This is a genomic window from Pseudomonas sp. FW305-E2 (assembly GCF_058782925.1).
Window position 1 is genome coordinate 38312 of the sequence record NZ_JBYSYE010000035.1, and the last position, 20312, is coordinate 58623.

19 protein-coding genes and 1 pseudogene are annotated in these 20312 nt (G+C 63.7%); 4 read left to right on the plus strand and 16 right to left on the minus strand.

Annotation, left to right across the window (positions count from 1 at the left end):
- Window positions 1-13: 13 nt before the first annotated feature.
- The 6 genes from AC3WLP_RS21320 to AC3WLP_RS21345 all read right to left on the minus strand — a co-directional run bounded on the left by AC3WLP_RS21320 (window position 14) and on the right by AC3WLP_RS21345 (window position 5469).
- On the minus strand, window positions 14-595 hold the full coding sequence (locus tag AC3WLP_RS21320) for a DinB family protein (RefSeq protein ID WP_014753885.1): 582 nt from the start codon (window positions 593-595) through the stop codon (window positions 14-16).
- Window positions 596-608: 13 nt separating this feature from the next.
- Window positions 609-1715: a cell division protein ZapE gene (zapE, locus tag AC3WLP_RS21325; RefSeq protein WP_088513725.1), complete on the minus strand. Its 1107-nt coding sequence runs from the start codon at window positions 1713-1715 to the stop codon at window positions 609-611.
- A 42-nt stretch (window positions 1716-1757) separates the two neighbouring features.
- Window positions 1758-2903 carry a PQQ-dependent sugar dehydrogenase gene (locus AC3WLP_RS21330; RefSeq protein WP_088513724.1) on the minus strand — a complete coding sequence of 382 codons (1146 nt, stop codon included), beginning with the start codon at window positions 2901-2903 and terminating at the stop codon, window positions 1758-1760.
- Between the two features lie 22 nt (window positions 2904-2925).
- Complete coding sequence (locus AC3WLP_RS21335; protein WP_012053118.1) at window positions 2926-3243, minus strand: hypothetical protein; 318 nt, start codon at window positions 3241-3243, stop codon at window positions 2926-2928.
- Window positions 3244-3398: 155 nt separating this feature from the next.
- On the minus strand, window positions 3399-4364 hold the full coding sequence (gene speB / locus AC3WLP_RS21340) for an agmatinase (protein ID WP_004576768.1): 966 nt from the start codon (window positions 4362-4364) through the stop codon (window positions 3399-3401).
- A 25-nt stretch (window positions 4365-4389) separates the two neighbouring features.
- Window positions 4390-5469 (minus strand): extracellular solute-binding protein, encoded by a 1080-nt coding sequence (locus tag AC3WLP_RS21345; protein ID WP_004576767.1) that lies wholly within the window; start codon window positions 5467-5469, stop codon window positions 4390-4392.
- 102 nt (window positions 5470-5571) lie between these two features.
- On the opposite strand from AC3WLP_RS21345, the pseudogene AC3WLP_RS21350 reads away from it, so the two are divergent.
- Window positions 5572-6459 (plus strand): annotated as a pseudogene (locus AC3WLP_RS21350) (LysR family transcriptional regulator); the annotation flags it as partial.
- Window positions 6460-6590: 131 nt separating this feature from the next.
- Here AC3WLP_RS21350 and AC3WLP_RS21355 read toward each other — a convergent pair.
- Entirely contained in the window at window positions 6591-9017 is a 2427-nt protein-coding gene (locus tag AC3WLP_RS21355) for a TonB-dependent receptor (protein WP_088513723.1), read from the minus strand.
- A 227-nt stretch (window positions 9018-9244) separates the two neighbouring features.
- Window positions 9245-10369, minus strand: a complete 1125-nt coding sequence (locus AC3WLP_RS21360) for a sigma-70 family RNA polymerase sigma factor (RefSeq protein ID WP_014753891.1) — start codon at window positions 10367-10369, stop codon at window positions 9245-9247.
- 131 nt (window positions 10370-10500) lie between these two features.
- Between AC3WLP_RS21360 and AC3WLP_RS21365 the strand changes: the two genes are divergently transcribed.
- Window positions 10501-10980: an LEA/WHy family protein gene (locus AC3WLP_RS21365; protein ID WP_014753892.1), complete on the plus strand. Its 480-nt coding sequence runs from the start codon at window positions 10501-10503 to the stop codon at window positions 10978-10980.
- A 20-nt stretch (window positions 10981-11000) separates the two neighbouring features.
- On the opposite strand, the gene AC3WLP_RS21370 is transcribed toward AC3WLP_RS21365, so the two are convergent.
- Window positions 11001-11264: a hypothetical protein gene (locus AC3WLP_RS21370; RefSeq protein ID WP_003248880.1), complete on the minus strand. Its 264-nt coding sequence runs from the start codon at window positions 11262-11264 to the stop codon at window positions 11001-11003.
- Between the two features lie 127 nt (window positions 11265-11391).
- On the opposite strand from AC3WLP_RS21370, the gene AC3WLP_RS21375 reads away from it, so the two are divergent.
- Window positions 11392-11712, plus strand: a complete 321-nt coding sequence (locus tag AC3WLP_RS21375; RefSeq protein WP_003248878.1) for an ElaB/YgaM/YqjD family protein — start codon at window positions 11392-11394, stop codon at window positions 11710-11712.
- A 22-nt stretch (window positions 11713-11734) separates the two neighbouring features.
- Here the strand turns inward: AC3WLP_RS21375 and AC3WLP_RS21380 are convergent, their stop codons facing one another.
- Complete coding sequence (locus AC3WLP_RS21380) at window positions 11735-12352, minus strand: MiaE family protein (RefSeq protein WP_003248869.1); 618 nt, start codon at window positions 12350-12352, stop codon at window positions 11735-11737.
- A gap of 154 nt (window positions 12353-12506) precedes the next feature.
- On the opposite strand from AC3WLP_RS21380, the gene AC3WLP_RS21385 reads away from it, so the two are divergent.
- Window positions 12507-13370 carry a universal stress protein gene (locus AC3WLP_RS21385; RefSeq protein ID WP_014753894.1) on the plus strand — a complete coding sequence of 288 codons (864 nt, stop codon included), beginning with the start codon at window positions 12507-12509 and terminating at the stop codon, window positions 13368-13370.
- A 113-nt stretch (window positions 13371-13483) separates the two neighbouring features.
- Here AC3WLP_RS21385 and AC3WLP_RS21390 read toward each other — a convergent pair whose 3' ends face one another.
- From AC3WLP_RS21390 to AC3WLP_RS21415, 6 genes are all read right to left on the minus strand, one after another.
- Window positions 13484-13687: a formate dehydrogenase subunit delta gene (locus AC3WLP_RS21390; RefSeq protein ID WP_088513722.1), complete on the minus strand. Its 204-nt coding sequence runs from the start codon at window positions 13685-13687 to the stop codon at window positions 13484-13486.
- Entirely contained in the window at window positions 13684-16566 is a 2883-nt protein-coding gene (gene fdhF, locus AC3WLP_RS21395) for a formate dehydrogenase subunit alpha (RefSeq protein WP_088513721.1), read from the minus strand. Before fdhF ends, AC3WLP_RS21390 begins: the two co-directional genes overlap by 4 nt.
- Window positions 16563-18122: a formate dehydrogenase beta subunit gene (locus AC3WLP_RS21400; RefSeq protein WP_088513720.1), complete on the minus strand. Its 1560-nt coding sequence runs from the start codon at window positions 18120-18122 to the stop codon at window positions 16563-16565. The genes fdhF and AC3WLP_RS21400 overlap by 4 nt, the downstream gene beginning before the upstream one ends.
- Complete coding sequence (locus AC3WLP_RS21405; RefSeq protein ID WP_003248859.1) at window positions 18116-18598, minus strand: formate dehydrogenase subunit gamma; 483 nt, start codon at window positions 18596-18598, stop codon at window positions 18116-18118. The genes AC3WLP_RS21400 and AC3WLP_RS21405 overlap by 7 nt, the downstream gene beginning before the upstream one ends.
- Window positions 18599-19000: 402 nt before the next feature.
- A complete protein-coding gene (locus tag AC3WLP_RS21410; protein WP_088513719.1) occupies window positions 19001-19522 on the minus strand; it encodes a ProQ/FinO family protein in 522 nt (173 codons plus the stop codon).
- Window positions 19523-19644: 122 nt separating this feature from the next.
- Window positions 19645-20199 (minus strand): helix-turn-helix domain-containing protein, encoded by a 555-nt coding sequence (locus AC3WLP_RS21415; RefSeq protein ID WP_003248854.1) that lies wholly within the window; start codon window positions 20197-20199, stop codon window positions 19645-19647.
- Window positions 20200-20312 lie beyond the last annotated feature (113 nt).

The following is a 20312-nucleotide window of genomic DNA, read 5'->3' on the forward strand; positions in this document are numbered from 1 at the left end:
CCACAGGGTTCCTTTACACGTTCCAGACCTGCGTTTCTGTCCAGCCCAGCTCGGCAAAGTCGTCCGCCCGCAACTCAGCCTCTTCTTCGCAGAAAAACTCATCCAGCTGTGGTGGTCTGACCGCTGTATCACTGAGCATTGCGTGCACCTGCCCACGGTGATGCACCTGATGTTCGAACAGATGCGCCAGCAACCGCAGCCGCTGCTCGCGCTGCACCCGATCGGGCCGTACGACGCTCACATAGCGGCCAAGGTCGCCATCACTCAGCCCCCGGCAGTAGGCGATCAAACGGTGGTCAGCCTGGGCCTGCTCGGCATGCAGATCGGTACAGGTGGCAAACGGCTGCTCCGGGTCGAAAAAGCGTTCGCCGTCGGCATCGGGCTGCTCGCCGCGCTGCTCGCACTCGAGCATATGCAGGTAAAACCAATCCACCGTCAGCAAGTGGTTGAGGGTGGCCTTGATCGACGGGAAGAAGCTGCAACGCGGGGCGACGAACTCGTCCTGGGTCAGTTGCAGGCAGGCCTTGTACAGGCGATGGTTGGCCCAGCCATTGTTATAGGCCTGGGTCAGCAGATGATGCGATAGCGGCTGCATGGTCGGCTCCTTTTCAGGCGAAGCGTTGCAGTTGCATCTCCCGTAGCCGGCTCAGGGTGCGCTGGTACGGGAACGCCAGATACCCTTGAGTGTAGAGGGCATCGAGCGGCACCTGTGCCTCCAGGTACAACGCCACCCGACGGTCATAGCATTCGTCGACCAGGGCAATGAAGCGGCGAACCGCATCGTCCTTGGGCGACAGCGCCGGCAGTTCACGGTCACCCGCCACGACCCTCGCCGCGCCATCTTCGGTGCCTCGGGCAATACGCCCCGCCCGCTGTTCCCCGCCCAGCGCCGGAATGCCGGAGACCAGAATCGAGGGAAAACGGTCGCACAAGGCCATGAACTCCATGGCCGCCAAGGGTTGATCGCACAGATCGGTGAAACGACACCAGATAGCCTGCTCACTACGCCGCACGACGTGAATGTGCCTTGAGCCAATAACCAAGGGCTGATTCGTGCCGGCGTCTTCGGGGCTGAGCTGGCGAAACACCTCGGCCAACTGGCTGGCCTGCCCTGCCTCCGCTACCCAATAGCGCTGCCGCGCTTCACCGGGGTGCAGGCGGTGATCCTGCTCGCCCGCTACCGGCAGGACCTGCATGTGACGACCAATGGCGGCGATGGCCGGCAGGAACCGCTCGCGGTTGAAACCATCGCGGTAGAGCTGCTCGGGCGGCTGGTTGGAAGTGGCAACAATCACCACGCCCTGATCGAACAATACCTGGAACAGGCGGCCGAGGATGATCGCATCACCGATGTCGTTGACGAACAGTTCATCAAAGCACAGCACACGGATTTGCCGCGCCAGCTCCGCCGCCAGGGCCAATAGCGGGTCGGCGGTGCCGTTGAGCTGAAACAGGCGTTGATGCACCCAGGCCATGAAGTGGTGAAAGTGCTGGCGCCGCCCAGGTATGCGCAGACACTGGTGGAACTGGTCCATCAGCCAGGTCTTGCCGCGCCCGACCGGGCCCCAGAGGTAAAGGCCCTGGGTGGGGCGGCCCTGCTCGAGGGACTGGAAGCAGGCTTGCAAGGCCTCGACGACGCGGGCCTGGGCGGGGTCAGCGACGTAGCCCCGAGTGCTCAGGGCTTGCTGGTAGAGGGTTTGGGGGTCGAGGGCCATGGCCGCATTCTACCCGACTGTCACCCTCGGTGCAGGCGCGCGTCAGTCGGCCAGGCCGACCTTGAGTAGCGCGCCGTCCTTGTCATCGGTCAGTACATACAGGTAACCATCTGGTCCCACCCGCACATCACGGATACGTGCCTTCAGGTCACCGAGCAACCGCTCTTCGTGCACCACCTTGTCACCCTCCAGTTGCAAGCGGATCAATTCCTGCGTGGCCAGCGCCCCTATGAACAGATTGTGGTCCCAGGCCTTGAACGTTGGGCTGTCGTAGAACGCCATACCGCTGATACCCGGTGACTTTTCCCATACATGGTGCGGGTCGACCATGCCGTCCACATGCTCGCCCTTGGCCTCGGGGATGGGCAGCAGCGAGTAGTTGATGCCGTGGGTCGCAATCGGCCAACCATAGTTCTTGCCAGGCTTTGGGATGTTGATTTCATCCCCGCCGCGCGGGCCGTGTTCGTGGGTCCACAACTGGCCGGTCCAGGGGTTGAGCGCGGCGCCTTGCTGATTACGGTGGCCGTACGACCAGATCTCCGGACGCACGTTGTCCTTGCCGACGAAGGGGTTGTCTTTGGGCACTTCGCCGTCCGGCAGAACACGCACGACCTTGCCTTGCAACTTGTCCAGGTCCTGAGCAGTGGGACGTTGGTTGTTCTCGCCCAGGGCGATGAACAGGTAGCCGTCGCGGTCGAACACCAGCCGCGAGCCGAAGTGGTTACCCACCGACAGCTTGGGCTGCTGGCGGAAGATCACGGTGAAATGCTCCAGCCGGGCGCGGTCCTCGGACAGCTGCCCGCGGCCGACCGCAGTACCGGCCTTGCCGTCACTGCCCTCCTCGGCATAGGACAGGTAGACGGTGCGGTCCTTGCCGAACTCCGGTGACAGTGCCACATCCAGCAAGCCGCCCTGGCCTTCGGCCCAGACTTTGGGTACACCGCTGATCGGCGGGCCGACCTTGCCTTCGGCATTGACCAGCCGCAGGTTGCCGGCGCGCTCGGTCACCAGCATGTCCTTGCCACCAGGCAGGAAGGCCAGGGCCCAGGGGTTGCGCAGGCCATCGGCAAGCGTGTCGACGATCAAGGTGCCTTCTTCGCTGGGAAACCGCTGTTCGGCCGCGGCATGCGCCCACAGTGGCAGTAGCGCGGCGGCGGTCAGGGTGACTAGCCAGGGTGCTCGAAGCATGCCGGATTCCTTTCAAGTGGGCTTAAGGCGCACGAGGGTTGTCGCGCGGTGGCCGGGTGGGTTCCAGGTTCGGGGTTTGCTGCTGACGGCGCAGGTTGTCGCCATTGCCGATGCCGCGGTTGTCCAGGGTGGGTGGGCGCTGGTACGGGTCGGTGGACGGGCCACGTACCGGTGGCGCAGCCGGCATGCTGCCTTGACGGCTGTTGGGGTTGGCCCGCTGGATCGGGCTGTTGTAAGGGTTGTTGTTGCCGGCAGCACGTTGCACGGGCTGCTGCGCAGCCGCGTGCGTGGGCAGGCACAAGGCCAGGCCGAGGGCCAGGATGGGCAATGTCGGGGTCATGCTTCACCTCCTGTACGAAAATGCCGCGCCTGGTGGGTTTGATAGCCTAAGGCGCGAGGGGTTCGTGGCAAAAGTGTGAATGCGGGTGGAGTTGATTCCTGATGTTTCAGTATGGGCCGCGGAGGGCTGCTTCGCCCTCCCATGGCCGCAACCTTCTACTGGCCGTTATCCACCTTGTGCCGCGCCGCATACAGGCACAGCATCTCCATGGCCAGGGTCGCCCCGGCCAATGCGGTGATATCGGCATGGTCATAGGCTGGCGCCACTTCCACCAAGTCCATGCCTACCAGGTTGATGCCACGCAGCCCACCCAAAATCTCCAGCGCCTGCACCGTGCTCAGCCCGCCACACACCGGCGTTCCGGTACCGGGCGCGTAGGCCGGGTCGAGGCAGTCGATGTCGAAGGTCAGGTACACCGGCCGCTCGCCCACCCGCTGGCGAATCGCTGCAATCACCGCCTCTGTGCCCTGGCGGTGCACCTGCCTGGCGTCGAGAATGGCAAAGCCCTGGCTGTCGTCATTGGTCGTGCGCAGGCCAATCTGCACCGAGTGGGCCGGGTCAACCAGGCCTTCGCGGGCGGCATGCCAGAACATGGTGCCGTGGTCGATGCGCTTACCCGCCTCGTCCGGCCAGGTGTCACTGTGCGCATCGAAATGGATCAGCGCCAGCGGGCCATGGCGGCGGGCGTGAGCCTTGAGCAGCGGGTAGCTGATGAAGTGGTCGCCACCAAGGGTCAGCATGGCGCAACCCGCCTGCAGAATGTGCTCGGCATGGGCCTCGATGCTGTCCGGTACCGACTGCGGCGTGCCGCTGTCGAAGGGGCAGTCGCCATAGTCGATGACCGCCAGGTGGTCGAACGGGTCGAACGCCCACGGCCAGTGGCGGGCCCAGGCCTGCTGGACCGAGGCAGCACGGATCGCCCGCGGGCCGAAGCGCGCGCCGGGGCGGTTACTGGTGGCCGTGTCGAACGGCACACCGCTGACCACCACATCCACACCGCGCAAGTCGCGGCTGTAGCGGCGGCGGGAAAAACTGACAACACCGGCGTAGGTGCTTTCTGCGGCGGTACCATACAGGCTATCGCGGGTCATGGCCTGGTCATTGCTTGCGGCTTGGTCCACGGTCGGGCTCCTTGATTGTCATGGGCTACTGCCGGCTGCGGAAGGCGGTCCACAGACGGTTGCGTTGTCGCAGGTCGGCCAAGGCCATGCTGCGGTCGGCATACAGGCGCTGACGCACCTCGGCCGACGGATAGATATCCGGGTCGTTGCGCACCGCTTCGTCCACCAGCGGCGTGGCAGCCTGGTTGGCATTGGCGAAGAACAGCGTGTTGGTCAGCGCTGCCACCGACTCTGGCTTGAGCATGAAGGCGATGAACGCCCGTGCGGCCTCGGGGTGCGGGGCGTCCTTGGGGATGACCAGGTTGTCCTGCCATACCAGCGTGCCTTCGCGGGGGATGCGGTAGATCACCTCGAACGGCTTGCCGGCACGGCGGGCCTGGTCGGCAGCCATCGCGGCATCACCGTTGTAGGTCAACGCCAGGCACACGCTGCCATTGGCCAGGTCGTTGATCTGCCGGCCGTTGGCAACGTAGCTGACCGACGGCTGCAACTGGCTGAGCAGGTTCTGCGCGGCAGCCAGGTCATCCTTGTTCTGGCTGTAAGGGTCCTTGCCCAGGTAGTTCAGGGCTACGCCGATCACCTCCTGGGGCGAGTCAGGCAAAGCGATGCCGCAACCCTTCAGGCGGGTGGCGTACTCGGGCTTGAACAACAGGTCGAGGCTGTCCAGCGGTACATCGCCAAGGCGCTGGCGTACGGCCTCCACATTTACCCCCAGGCCCAGCGTGCCCCAGGTGTACGGCACCGCATGGCGGTTGCCGGGGTCAACCTCGGCCAGTTTGCCCAGCAGGTCCTTGTCGAGGTTGCCATAGCCAGGCATGGCCTGAGCGTTCAGCGGTTGCAGGGCATTGGCCTTGAGCGCCCGGGCCAGCACGGTGGATGACGGCACCACCACGTCGTAGCCGCTACCACCGGTCAACAGCTTGGTTTCCAGCACCTCGGGGGTGTCAAAGGTGTCGTAACGCACCTTGTAGCCCGTTTCCTGTTCGAAGCGCTGCAGGGTTTGCGGGGCGACATAATCGGCCCAGCTGTAGAGATTGACGACCTTTTCTTCGGCCTGCAGCGGCAGGGCCAGAACCAGAGACAAAAGGCACAACGATCGACGCATGGCGGACACCTCGGTAAATGGGTGGATGCCGCGAGCATGCCAGCCGGGTTACATTGCACAAATGGCAAGTTTGCAAAGCTGACATTCATCAGGAGCAATGTAATGCTCGGACAAGTGCACGACCCCGACCTGCACCTGCTGCGGCTGTTCGTCACTGTAGTCGAGGCGGGTGGCTTCAGCGCCGCTCAAGGCGTGCTGGGCCTGAGCCAGCCCACCATCAGCCAGCGCATGGCGCAACTGGAGGCACGCTTGGGTTACCGCCTGTGCAGCCGCGGCAAGGGTGGTTTTCGCCTGACGGAAAAAGGTGAATTGCTATTGGAGGCGGCGCGTGGGCTGCTGCTGAACATCGAGCAGTTTCGCCAGCAGGCCAACGGCGTTGCCGGGCGCCTGCTGGGAACTGTGCGCATAGGCATGGCGGAAAATCAGGACAAGGCGGTGAGCCTGAAACTGGCGGCGGCCATTGCGGCATTTCGCAGGCGAGAAGAATCGGTGCAACTGGAGCTTGTCAGTGCACCGCCGGCGGAGCTGGAACGGCTGTTGCTGGAGCAGCGACTGGACTATGCCATCAGCTACTTTTCCGGCAACCAGGCGGCCTTTGATTACCAGCCCTTGTTCGCGGAGCGCCAGCGGCTGTATTGCGGCAAGGGGCATGTGCTGTATGGCGAGACGGATGTTGGGCTTGAGCGGTTGCTGGACATGGACCAGGTGCGCCATCCGTACCGTTTTCTCAAAGGGGGCGAACCGTTCCAGAGCAGACGCAGCACGGCAGTGGCGGAGCAGATCGAAAGCGTGCTGACGTTCATTCTGTCTGGTCGGCATATTGGCTACTTGCCATGCCATTGTGCACAGGCCTGGGAGGCCGAGGGGCTGTTATGGGCGCTGGACCCTGAGCTTGATTTTGGGGTGCCGTTCACCCTGGCCCGGCACCGGGCACAGGGGGTTGGCGAGGCAGCCCATGTATTTGCGCAGGATTTGCTGGCGGCGTTTGCCTGCACCGGCCCCTTCGCGGGTAAACCCGCGCCTACACCGGATCGGTGGTGGACACCTGTCGGTGGCTGGGCACAGGCACCGTCGTGTAGGAGCGGGTTCACCCGCGAAAGGGCCGGTTCAGGCAACCACAATCAGTAAGCCATGCTCCAGGTCAGGGTGTAGGTCCGCCCGCGCCCCTGGTAGTCATACAGATACGCCGGCCCGTAGGTCGGCGAATAGAACAACGTCGCACGCTGTCCCCATACCGTGCTGTACTGTTTGTCCAGCACGTTCTGGATACCGGCACTGACGGTGCCGAAACCGGTGTCTTGGCTGCCCAGCAGGTCAAAGGTGGTGTAACCGTCAATCTCGTGATCGGCATCGTCCTTCAGGCTGAAGGCATGGTTGGCCTGCAACCGTACACTGCGGCCATCGCCCTTCCAGCCGACAAATGCGGTGGCCTTGGACAACGAGGCATAACGGGCATCGCGCTTGATCCAGCCGCCATCCTCGGCCTCTTCCTCGGAGCGTGTCATGTGCAATGTGCCGCCAGTTTCCCAGCCGGTCTGGAAGTGCCGGGTCAGTGCACCTTCAAAGCCAAAGTCGCGGCTTTTCTGCTCTTCCACGTCGATGGTCAGCGTTTGCGAATCGACGTTGATGATCTTGTCCGACCAGATGTAGTACAGCGCTGCCTGTGCATCCCAATCCAGGTCGGCATAGCGCCAGCCCACTTCCACCTGGCGGCTCTTGATACCGGCCAACGGGTTATCGGCCACGCTCAGGCCCGGCTTGCCGTAGTACTTGGCCGGGTCAGGCAGGTCGAAGCCTTCGCCATAGTTGCTCCACACCTGGTGGCCGTTCTTGAAGTCGTAGATGGCACCGACGTTGAACAGGTTGACCTGATAGTCGTTACTGCCGCCGGGCACGCCCTTGAAGTCGCTGACATCCACGTCCATCTGCTGGCGCCGGGCGCCACCGGACAACGTCAGGTTGTCGGTGGCATGCCAGTCCAGCTGGGCATACACCGACACACCATCCACCCGGTAGCTGGGGTAGCGTGCGGCCTTGCTGTCTTTTTCCAGCTCAAGGCCACCCGACTCGGACGAGGTCTGGGCGTTGAAGGTGGTCTGCTCGGCGTTGAAGCGCTCGCGGTCCAGGTCAACGCCGTAGGTCAGCTTTAGCGTATCCCACTGTTTGGCAAACAGGCCCTTGAGGCTGGTGACTTCGAAGTTTTGCTGCGAGGCCGCAAAGTACACCCCGCGCGAGCCGGTGGGCGTGGCACGGTTGTAGTACGGGAACGGGTAGAAGTTGTCGTCTTCCTTGCGGTACGAGGCCTGCAGGTAGAAGTCCTGGCCCAGCACGTCGGTGTGGTGGTAATTGGCGTTGAGCAGCAAGCGCCGCGTACGCGGCTCCAGGTCCGATGAATAACCGCTGCGCAGTTCGGCGTCTTCCAGGTCGGATGGCGCGTTGTAGTTCAGGTTGGGGAAGTAGATACCCGTGCTGCCGTGGTTGCCCGAGTCGTAGTACTGGGCCAACAGGTCGAGGCTCTGCTGGTCGTTCAGCTGCAGGCCCAAGGTACCGAGTACGTCGATGGTGCGGTTGTACTGCAGGTCGGTCTGGGTGTTGTCGATGAAAATCTGGTCACCAGCACCATCGTAGAAGGCTTCGTTCTGCTCACCGGAAACGCCCAACCGGGCATTGACCCGGTCGTTGCCGCCGCTGACCGACTGGGCGAAGCGGGTGGCCAGGTCGTCGCTGTTGTTGAAACCGCTGCTGGCCCCCAACTGGGTCTCGAAGCGCGCCGGGCCAGGCTCGCCCTTTTTGGTCACGATGTTGATGATGCCGCCAGTGGCGCCACCGCCGTAGATGGCGCTGGCGCCAGACAGCACTTCGACGCGCTCGACGTTGAACGGCGAAATGCTGTCGAACTGGCGCGACAGGCCGCGGGAGCTGTTCTGGCTGACCCCGTCGATCATCACCAGCACGTTGCGCCCACGCATGTTCTGGCCGTAATTGGTGCGCCCTTCCGGCGCCAGGTCAAGGCCCGGTACCAGCTTGCCAATGGCTTCCTTCAGGCTGACGCCGCTGTCGATCTGCTCGCGCAATTGCTGTTGGTCGACCACCCAGACGGTCCCAGGGATTTCGCTGATGGCGGTGCTGGTGCGCGAGGCTACGCTGACTTCGATCGGCTTGAGGTTGACCGCCTGCGGCGCGGCCTCGGCCTTGCGCAGGGTGACGGTGCGAGCCTCGCTGAACTGCCAGCTCATGCCGCTGCCGGCCAACAACTGCTGCAGGGCCTGCTCGACACTGTAGTTGCCCTGCAACGCCGGGCTGACCTGGCCGGCGACATCGCCTGTGGTGTACAGCAGGTGCAGGCCGGCTTGGTCGGCGAAGGTGGTCAGCGCCTGGTCCAGCGGCTGGGCTGGCAGGTCGAGCTGGACCTGGCGAGCTTGCATCTGGGTCTGTTCGGCAGTCGTCGCGGCCCCTGCGTGCAGGGGGCCGAGCAACAGGGCCATGGCACTGCAAGACATCAAGGCATGGTGAAAAGGACCGCGACGGCGGTGCAAGGGCTTGAGCATCAGAGGCACGAATGAGCTTCCTGACAAGTCGTAAATGAGAATGGGTTGCTGATCAGTCTCACTACGACGATCTGGCTTGCAGGAACTTGCAGTGCCAAATGGAAAATATTTTTATTTCTGTCCGGCCTCTTCGCGGGCAAGCCCGCTCCTACAACGACTGCGCCCGCCTGAAGATTGTGCGATCTGTGCAGGAACGGGCTTGCCGCTAAGAGGCCGGCACAGGCTGATCAATGCACCACGGCCAACCACGGCAGGTAAGTCACCTTCAGGCCATACCGCTGCTCCAACGTGCGCAACAGGGCCTCAGGTTCATCCAGGTCAAACACCCCGCTCACTTCCATCGCAGCCAGCTTGCTGTCGGACAACACAATGCGCCCATGCCGGTATCGCTCAAGCTCCGTCAGCACCTGCCCCAGCGGTTTGCCGTTGAAGATCAGCTTGCCACGCTGCCAGGCCATCTGCGTGCCGGCATCGGCCGCCACCGCCAGTTCATGTTCACCCACCTTGGCTTCACCGCGTGCCAACACGACGTGGCCATCGCGCTGCACGCTGAAGGTGGCGGCATTGCCCTGCACCCGCGCACCGGCCGTTTCGACCACAAACGGACGTGAATCATCGGCGGTCTCGAACAGCGCCTCACCCGCATCGAGTACCACACGCCGCTCATGCTCGCTGAACGCCACGCTCAAGGCACTGGCGCTGTTCAGCGTCACCCGTGTGCCATCTGCCAGGGTAATGACCTGCCGCTCGCCCACGGCGGTGTGGTAATCGGCCAGCAGCATCGGGGCTTGCTGCCAACCCGCCACGGCGGCGACCAGCAACACCACCGATGCCGCCACACCCGCCTGCTTCAGCCGGCCGCGGCAATGGCGCAAGGCCTGGCCGATATACTTTGCCACCATGCTCTCGGAAACCCCCAGGCGTTGAGCGACCTGCTTCTGGGTCAGGCCCTCGACACGGTTGAGCAACAGCGCCTGGCGGGCATTGTCGGGCAACTGCAACAGCGCCTGGTCAAGAATCTGCAAGCGCTCGCGGGCCAGCAACGCCGCCTCGGGTGCCGGCGCCGGACAGGCCACCTCACAGGCTCCGTCGCTGTCGTCGTGGCTGGCGGCGATGCGTTGCTCACGGCGCAAGGCGTCAATCGCCAGGTTGCCGGCCACACGGAAGATGAAACTGCGCGCGTGCACCACCGGCACCGCCTGCTCGTCGATGTTCACCAGCTTCAGGTAGGTTTCCTGCGCCACATCGGCCGCGCGCTGACGGTCGCTCATGCGCCGCGTCAGAAACTGCAGCAGGTCGTCGTAGTGCTCCTGGAAGCTTGCCAGCAGGCCCGACATGGGTGAAGTCAGCATGATTGGGGAACAGCCAGTAAGAGAGGTTATCGAGCGTTAATGAGAAACAGTATCTTTCATATGAACCGATACTTTCAACGCCGACGCGCATTTGCCACACTGCCAGCTCCACTCCGGCAAGGTCACAGCCCATGACTGCCCGTCTGTACCGCTACACCCGCCTGTTCCTGGTCCTGCTGATGGCCTGTGGTTTGGCGGCCTGTGCGCTGTTCCAGCCACGCGACCCGGTGAACATCAGCGTGATCGGCATCGAACCACTGCCCGGTCAGGAGCTGGAACTGCGCATGGCGGTGAAAATGCGGGTGCAAAACCCCAATGAGGCACCGATCGATTACAACGGCATTGCCTTGAACCTGGAAGTGAACGGCCAGCCGCTGGCCGCTGGTGTCAGTGACCAGCAGGGGCACATTGGCCGCTACGACGAAGCGGTGATCGTGGTGCCGGTAAGCATCACGGCGTTTTCCTTCCTGCGCCAGGCCTATGGGCTGGGCAAGCTGGATTCGCTGCAGGGTCTACCCTACAAGCTGCGCGGCAAACTGGCCGGCGGGCCGCTGGGGACTGTGCGTTTTACCGATGAAGGCAAGCTGGACCTGCCCAAGGGCACCTACTGACAAGCGCCGGGCGGGTGTGCTCAGCGGTTGGCGCTGGCTGCGGCCATCAGCTTGTTGACTTCGCTGCGCACCATGCTGGCGTACTCAGGCGGCGTCATGCCGTCCAGTTCGGCGCGCACCCACTCGGCCCATTTGCCCTTGCGCCGTGGCTTTTCGGCAATCAGCCGGGCGGCTTCGCCCTTGGCTTTGCCCAGGTTGTTCTGCCACATCTCGAACAGCCGGGCCTTCTCTGCCTCGATCTGCGCCCGTTCCTCGAAGCTCATGTTGGCCAGATTGAAACTCATGAAGGTACCTGCAGGTTTGAAAATGGCCGCTATCTTACACCCAGGCAACCCATCATCGGAAAGCCGCCGCAACTTTCCCGACGTGGCGGCATCCATTGTTCACACCCCCATTGACGAGGACGAGTTCATGGCTCGGAAAAACGCCACACTGGCTGACAGCGATCAGATCAAGGACCAGGTATTCAGCGAACTGCAATCGCTGATAGAAGAATCGGAAAAACTGCTGAACGACAGTGCCGCACTGGTCGGCGAAGAAGCAGAGACGTTGCGCGCCCAGGTGAGCCTGAAGCTGCGCCAGGCACGCCAGGCGGCGAGCAACGTGCGCAGCAAGGCGCAACCGGTGGTGGACGCCACTCAGGACTACATCGGCGGCCACCCCTGGCAGACCGTGGCCATTTCCGCCGGCCTCGGGCTGGCGGTAGGCCTGCTACTGGGCCGGCGCAGTTAAGGCCTGCGCCGCCCGGTGCCCATCAGGCGGCCAAAGCCTGCGGGATGCCGCTGTGGAAGCGCAGTTCCTGGTCTGGCGACTGGATCAGCTCCATTTCCGCAGCGCGTACCAGCTCGACACGGCGGGCGATGTCCGCCTCATCACCGTAGTTGTGCGCCAGTTTCAGGTAGCCCTGGTAGTGGCGCGCTTCGCTTTTCAGCAGCCCGTGGTAGAAGCGGCCCAGCTCTTCATCCAGATGCGGCACCAGCGCGGCAAAACGTTCGCAACTGCGCGCCTCGATGAACGCCCCCACCACCAGCGTATCCACCAGCTTGACCGGCTCGTGGGCGCGCACCAGCCGGCGCAACCCCGACGCATAACGCCCTGCCGACACCGGACGCAATGGCACACCGCGGCGTTTCATGAGGCGTAACACCTGTTCGTGGTGCACCAGCTCCTCGCGGGCCAGGCGCGACATCATGTTGATCAGATCCAGGTGAGTGTTGTACTTGGCGATCAGGCTCAAGGCCGTGCTGGCGGCCTTGAACTCGCAGTTCTTGTGGTCGATCAGCAGGGTTTCCTGGTCGGCGAGCGCCGCTTCGATCCAGGCGTCTGGCGTCGGGCAGCCAAGAAAGGCGTCGATTTCGGGGATCAGGGACATAAGCGTGCAACCACACAGAACAGGCAGGGTCGGCGATTATACCGGCGGCGGCTGGCGACGCCAGTGACTATGCTTGATGTACATCAAGCGCTGGCGGGGGAAGCGCCGACTATAGTCAGGCATTGGTCGCCATCATCGAAGGGAGTTAACGCCCATGCAAGCCGTCCGCAGCATCCTCGTCGTCCTCGACCCCGCGCACGCCCACAGCCGGGCGCTTACGCGCGCCAAGCTGATTGCAGGCGTCACGGGCGCACGCCTGCACTTGCTGATGTGTGACAAGCGGCATGATCACAGTGCGCTGCTCAGCCTGCTGAGCAGCCAGTTGCATGATGACGGCTACGACAATGTCACCCATGAAGAGGGCTGGCGCGACAGCCTGCACGACACCATCATCCATGTACAGCAGGCCGAAGGCTGCGAACTGGTGATCAAGGAACACCGCCCGGACAACCCGCTGAAAAAGGCCCTGCTCACCCCCAGCGACTGGAAGCTGCTGCGCCAATGCCCGGGTACCGTGCTGATGGTCAAGAGCGAACGGCCGTGGACCGGGGGCAAGATTTTGGCGGCGGTGGACGTGGGTAACCAGGACGAAGACCACCGCCGCCTGCATGCCAGCATCATCGACCACGGCTTCGAGATTGCCAAACTGGCCAAGGGAGAACTGCATGTCATCAGCGCCCACCCGTCGCCGATGCTGTCAGCGTCGGACCCGGCCTACCAGCTGAGCGATACGATCGAAAAACGCTACCGTGAAGCATGCAAGGCGTTCCAGGCCGAATACGGCATCAGCGATGAGTGCCTGCACGTGGCCGAAGGGCCAGCGGATGTGTTGATTCCACATACCGAAAAGAAGCTCAATGCAGTGGTGACCGTGATAGGCACGGTGTGCCGCACGGGGATTTCCGGGGCGTTGATTGGCAATACCTCGGAAGTGGTGCTGGATGCGCTGGAGGGCGATGTGCTGGTGCTCAAGAGCGAAGAAGCCATCGCCCACCTGGCGGAGCTGGCCCGCGGCTGAGTAGGCAATATGCAGGCCCCTTGTAGGAGCGGGTTCACCCGCGAATGCGTCATTGCTTTCCACGCCGCATTCGCGGGCAAGCCCGTCCTCAAGGTTCTTTGCTGCCCGGGAATCTAAACCAACGCCTCCCGCACTTTTGGATCAAGCCCCTCCCCCGCGTGGGCCTCGCTCCACTCCGCCAATTGCCGGAGCATCGCCGGCGTCCAGAAGCTCTGCAAATGCTGCCGCACCCCTTGCACCGCCAGCGCCGGATCAGGCTCGCTGTCGAAGTAATGGGCAATCTGGTTGGCCATCTTGACCAGGTTTTCACTGCTCATCGGCGAACCTCGGCTTTCTCCGCAGTACGGCGCTCTTTCAGCAGGCGCTGCTGTTCATCACTGAAGTCCTGGTAGCGCTTTTGCCACTGCGATGGCTGGAACACTTTCACCACTTCCACTGCCGTCACCTTGTACTCGGGGCAGTTGGTGGCCCAGTCGGAGTTGTCGGTGGTGATCACGTTGGCCCCCGACTCGGGGAAGTGGAAGGTGGTGTACACCACGCCCGGCGCCACCCGCGCACTGACCTTGGCACGCAGCACAGTCTGCCCGGCGCGGCTGCCGATGCCGACCCAGTCACCGTCGTGGATGCCACGGCTTTCCGCGTCGGTCGGGTGGATCTCCAGGCGGTCGGCATCATGCCAGGCAACGTTGGCAGTGCGCCGGGTCTGGGCGCCGACGTTGTACTGGCTGAGAATGCGCCCGGTGGTCAGCAGCAACGGGTAGCGGTTGTTGACCTTTTCGTCGGTGGGCACGTAGCCGGTGAGCATGAAGCGGCCCTTGCCACGCACGAACTGGTCGATGTGCATGGTCGGCGTGCCGTCTGGCGCAGCGTCGTTGCACGGCCACTGCAGGCTGCCATGGCGGTCGAGTTCAGCGTAGCTGACACGACGGAAGGTCGGCGTCAGGCGGGCGATCTCGTCCATGATCTCGGACGGGTGGCGGTAGTTCATCGGGTAGCCCAGGGCGTTGGCCAGGGCCACGGTAGCTTCCCAGTCGGCCTTGCCTGCCAGCGGCTCCATGACCTTGCGCACCCGCGAAATACGCCGCTCGGCGTTGGTGAAGGTGCCGTCCTTTTCCAGGAACGAACTGCCCGGCAGGAACACATGGGCGAACTTGGCAGTTTCGTTGAGGAAAATGTCCTGCACCACCACGCACTCCATGGCCAGCAAGGCCGCGGTGACGTGCTGGGTGTTGGGGTCGCTCTGGGCGATGTCCTCACCCTGGCAGTACAGCGCCTTGAAGCTGCCATCCAGCGCCGCCTCGAACATGTTGGGAATGCGCAGACCCGGGTCAGGCTGCAAGGTCACACCCCAGGCCCGTTCGAACTCGGCGCGCACGCCCTCGTTGGAGACATGCCGGTAGCCGGGCAGCTCGTGGGGGAACGAGCCCATGTCGCACGAGCCCTGCACGTTGTTCTGCCCGCGCAGCGGGTTCACCCCTACCCCTTCACGGCCGATGTTGCCAGTGGCCATGGCCAGGTTGGCAATGCCCATCACTGCGGTGCTGCCTTGGCTGTGCTCGGTCACACCCAGGCCGTAGTAGATGGCCGCGTTGCCGCCGGTGGCATACAGCCGTGCCGCAGCGCGGATCTGCTCAGGTGGCACGCCACAAATCGGGCCGAGCACCTCGGGAGCGTTGTCTGGCAGGCTGACGAAATCGCGCCAACGGGCAAAGTCTTCGGTTTCGCAGCGGGCATCGATGAAGCTTTGGGCCAGCAGGCCCTCGGTAACGATCACGTGGGCCAGGGCGTTGAGCATGGCCACGTTGGTGCCCGGGCGCAGTTGCAGGTGCAGGTCGGCGCGGGCGTGCGGCGAGTCGACCAGGTCGATGCGCCGTGGGTCGATCACGATCAGCCGCGCCCCCTGGCGCAGGCGGCGCTTGAGTTGCGAGCCGAACACCGGGTGCGCATCGGTAGGGTTGGCACCAATCACCAGCACAACGTCGGCCTGCATCACCGAGTCGAAGCTTTGCGTGCCGGCCGACTCACCCAGGGTCTGCTTCAGGCCATAACCGGTGGGCGAATGGCACACCCGTGCGCAGGTGTCGACGTTGTTGTTACCAAACGCCGTGCGCACCAGTTTTTGCACCAGGTAGGCTTCTTCGTTGGTACAGCGGCTGGAGGTGATACCGCCGATGGAGTCGCGCCCGTATTTGAGCTGGATACGGCGGAACTCGCTGGCGGCATAGGTCACGGCTTCGTCCCAGCTGACTTCCTGCCATGGGTCTTCCAGGCGCTTGCGGATCATCGGTTTGGTGATGCGGTCCGGGTGGGTGGCGTAGCCCCAGGCAAAGCGGCCCTTGACGCAGGCGTGGCCGTGGTTGGCGCCACCGTTCTTGTCCGGGACCATGCGCACCAGTTGGTCACCCTTGATTTCGGCGCGGAACGAGCAACCAACACCGCAGTAGGCGCAGGTGGTAATGACCGAACGCTCAGGCTGGCCAAGCTGCACCAGGCTCTTTTCCGTCAGGGTCGCGGTCGGGCAGGCCTGCACGCAGGCGCCGCACGACACGCATTCGGAAGCCAGGAAGTTTTCGCCCCCCGCGGCCGCCACCCGCGATTCGAAACCGCGCCCGGTAATGGTCAGGGCGAACGTACCCTGGATGTCCTCGCAGGCGCGCACACAGCGGCTGCAGACGATGCACTTGCTCGGCTCGTAGTCGAAATACGGGTTGGAAACGTCTTTTTTCTCGTCCAGGTGGTTGGCGCCGTCATAGCCGTAGCGCACCTCACGCAGGCCCACCTGGCCGGCCACGGTCTGCAGCTCGCAGTTGCCGTTGGCCGAACAGGTCAGGCAGTCCAGGGGGTGGTCGGAAATGTACAGCTCCATGACGTTGCGACGCAGGCCGGCCAGGCGCGGGGTTTCGGTGCGCACCACCATGCCTTCACTGACTGGCGTGGTGCAGGATGCCGGGTAGCCACGCATGCCTTCGATTTCCACCATGCACATGCGGCAGGAGCCGAAGGCTTCGAGGCTGTCGGTGGCGCACAGTTTGGGGATGCTGGTGCCCAGCATGGCGGCGGCGCGCATGACCGAGGTGCCAGCAGGCACGCTGATGGCGCGGCCATCGATGCTCAGGCTGACCTGCACGTCGCTTTCGCGGGCCGGGGTGCCGAGGTCGCTGCTTTTATCAGAAGCGGGGTCGAAGAAATTGATCACTGTGCGGCCTCCGTGGTGGTCAGCCCAAAATCGGCGGGGAAGTACTTGAGCGCGCTGGCCACCGGATAGGCAGTCATACCGCCCATGGCGCACAACGAACCGTACTGCAGGGTGTCGCACAGGTCGCGCAGCAACAGCGCCTGGTCATGGCGTTCGGTGATGTCGCTGCTGGCGATCAACCGGTCGACCACTTCCATGCCCCGGGTGGAGCCGATGCGGCACGGGGTGCACTTGCCGCAGGACTCCTCGGCACAGAACTGCAGGGCGAAACGCGCCATGCTGGCCATGTTCAACGTATCGTCGGCCACCACCACACCGCCGTGGCCGAGCATCGCGCCCACAGCAGCAAACGCTTCATAGTCCAGTGGGGTGTCGAAATGGCTGGGGGGTACCCAGGCACCAAGCGGGCCACCGACCTGCGCGGCCTTCAGCGGCCGGCCACTGGCCGTGCCACCGCCATAGCCTTCCACCAGCTCGCGCAGGGTCAGGCCGAACGCGCGCTCGACCAGGCCACCCTGGCGAATGTTGCCGGCCAGCTGGAACGGCATGGTGCCCAGCGAGCGGCCCATGCCGAAATCGCGGTAGAACGCTGCACCCTTGGCCAGAATGATGGGCACCGAAGCCAGGGTAAGCACGTTGTGCACCAGCGTCGGCAGGCCGAACAACCCTTGCAGCGCAGGCAGCGGTGGCTTGGCGCGAACAATGCCACGCTTGCCTTCGATGGATTCGAGCAGCGCGGTTTCTTCGCCGCAAATATAGGCGCCGGCGCCCACCCGCACCTCCAGGTCGAACGCCTGGCCGCTGCCGGCTACGTCAGCACCCAGGTAGCCAGCGGCACGCGCGATGGCGAAGGCCTGGTCAAGTACCCGGATGGCATCGGGATACTCAGAGCGCACATAGATATAGCCCTTGTCGGCACCCACGGCGAGGCCGGCAATGATCATGCCCTCGATCAGCAGGAAGGGGTCGCCTTCCATCAGCATGCGATCAGCGAATGTGCCCGAGTCACCCTCGTCGGCGTTGCACACCACGTACTTCTGCCCGGCGCCAGCGTCACGCACGGTGCGCCACTTGATGCCGGCCGGGAACGCCGCACCACCCCGGCCACGCAGGCCGGAGTCGAGTACTGCGGCAACCACTTCGGCACCGTCCAGCGCCACGGCGGCCTCAAGGCCTGCGAAACCGCCATGGGCACGATAGTCGTCCAGTGACAATGGGCGGGTGATGCCCGCGCGTGCGAACAGCAAGCGTTGCTGGGTCTTGAGATAGGGTATTTCTTCGACCGGCCCCAGTGCCAGCGAGTGGCCACCGGGTTCGCCCGCCAAGGCATCAAGCAGTGACGGCACATCGTGTGGCGTAATCGGGCCGAAACCCAGGCGCCCTTGCGCACTGTCGCACTCGATCAGCGGCTCCAGCCAGTAAAGCCCGCGCGAGCTGGTGCGCTGGATGTCCAGCGGCAACTGGCGGCGCTCGGCCTCATGCAGCAGGGCCTCGGCAACCTGATCGGCACCCACGGCACGGGCTACCGAATCACAGGGAATATACAGCTTCAGCATGCTGAGTCCTCCCGGCAACCGTTAACCAAGTCCCGCAGGCGCTCAGGGGTGAGGCGCGCGTGCACCTGGCCGTCCAGCTCCAACGCTGGCGAGCAGGCACAGGCACCCAGGCAATAAACAGGGCGCAGGCTGATGGCGCCGTCGGCGCTGGTGCCGTGGTCGTCCAGTGCCAACTGTTCACGCAATTGCGCGGCCAGGGCTTCGGCGCCACGGCTCTGGCACGACTCGGCACGGCACAGGCGCAGGGTGTGGCGAGCGGGCGGCGCGGTGCGGAAGTCGTGATAAAAACTGATAACCCCACGCACTTCAGCCAGGCTGAGGTTGAGGGCATGGGCGATCTCGGGAACAGAAGCGTCGGGGATGTAACCCAGCTCGTGCTGGACGGCATGCAGGATCGGCAACAGGGCACCCGGGGTGTCCTTGTCGCGGGCCAGAATGCGCTGGATTACAGGCAGGTGGAGCAATTCATCAGGCATACAGCGGACCTCGGCATCACGGACCCTGCCTGATTTTTTTTAAGGGGCAGGTTTCCGGCGTGTTCTGCTGCGGCGCACCGCCCACGTCACAGTTGCGTGGTACTGGCGGCCTCCTCGCCCACGGCCGCACGTCTGCGCGCACTGACCCTTGGGCATCCTGCTAGCATGGCACTTGTAGCGCCGAGGGGTTGCATGCGAGCGACCAGGCGCATTCTGAAACCGACGCACGTGATTACGCCCCGGCATCATCTGCCACGGCTTGCCGATCAGGTGGGTCTTGAAACCATCGTTGCATGCACCAGGCCCTCGAAACCGAACCTGGTCCATTGCCGGGCCTGCCAGACGGCAGCCCCGGCAATGGGCTGCCATCCAGCATGGCTACGGGGCAGAACGCGACTGAGTTCAGTCGGTAGACTTCACCGTTGCGGTGTCGGCGGCGGGGGCCGGAGCCTGGGCCTGGTCCTGGGCCTTTGACTTCGCTCGATTGCGTCGATCCTGGCTGCGTTGCCGCGCAGCCTGCTGCTTGGCATGCAGCGCCTGAGCGGCGGTCACAGTACCCGCGGCCTGACCGTTCAAGTCAAGGCGCGGAGCATTCTCCACCATGCTCGCCCAGTATCGAGTGCCCCGGCACCACGTGGAAATGCCCAGCTTGAGCTGTTCGCGGGTTAACCCAAGCAGCTCCAGGTGTTGCTCGGCATCCTTGAAAATGCCCTCCTTGAGCGGCACCTTGGGGGCCGGGTTGACCGGGAAAGCCAAGGGAAAATGCTTCTGCAGTGGCCAGATCGCTGCCACCGCCGGGTCCATCTCACGCGGCTTCGCCTGCGGGGGCGACTTGCGCTTGGGCGGTTTCGCGCTCTCGGCCTTTACCTGCCCTTTTTCCGCCCGCAGGCGGTCTCGTAGCTCAGCTAGTTGTTCAAAACCCATTGTTCATTCACTGCTTCGAAGTTGATTGCGTGGTGCAAGGATACCCCATGCAGCCAGCACATTGCTTGCAGGCCAACTTTCCCGGCCAGCCCAGGCACAAGCGCATGCCTGTGCGACGGCCCTCAGCTGAACACCCAAAGCACGCGTGTGGGCTTGTCGGTCAGGTTGGCATACCGAAAACGGGCGTGGGGTTGCAACTGAAAACTGTCATTGGCGTACAGCGTGACCGGGTCAGCATCGCCCAACCATACGGTCAGTTCGCCTTCGAGCACGAAGCAGCCCTGCTCCGAGCTGTCGTCCAGGTACTCCTCGCCACTGCTGGCCCCCGGCTGCAAATGGCTATCAAGCATGGAAAACGCGCCCGTTATGGAGGGCGATGCCAGCACATCGGTGATGCCACCTGCCAGGTGCAGCGTGCGACGCTCGTGCGGGCGGGTCACCCAGTCGAGCTCACGGGGTTTGTCCAGCTTGTAGAAGTAGGCTGTGGATACACCGAGCTCTTCGCTGATGGCTGTGAGATCGGCCACGGTCGGGCGTGACACGCCGCGTTCGACCTGGGACAGAAAGCCCACCGAACGGCCGATGCGCTGTGCCAGCTCGCCCAGTGTCAGGCCCTTGAACTTGCGCAGGTCGCGAATCAGTACTGCCAGGCCTTCGATTTCTTCGTGCACTTTCATGGTTGAATCGCGACTTTCAGACGGGAAATGGATGCCCAGAAAAGTACAGGATTCATTTCACAAAGCAAAATGCTTTGCGGAAGGTGCCTGAGGTGAAATGTACGATGGCGGCA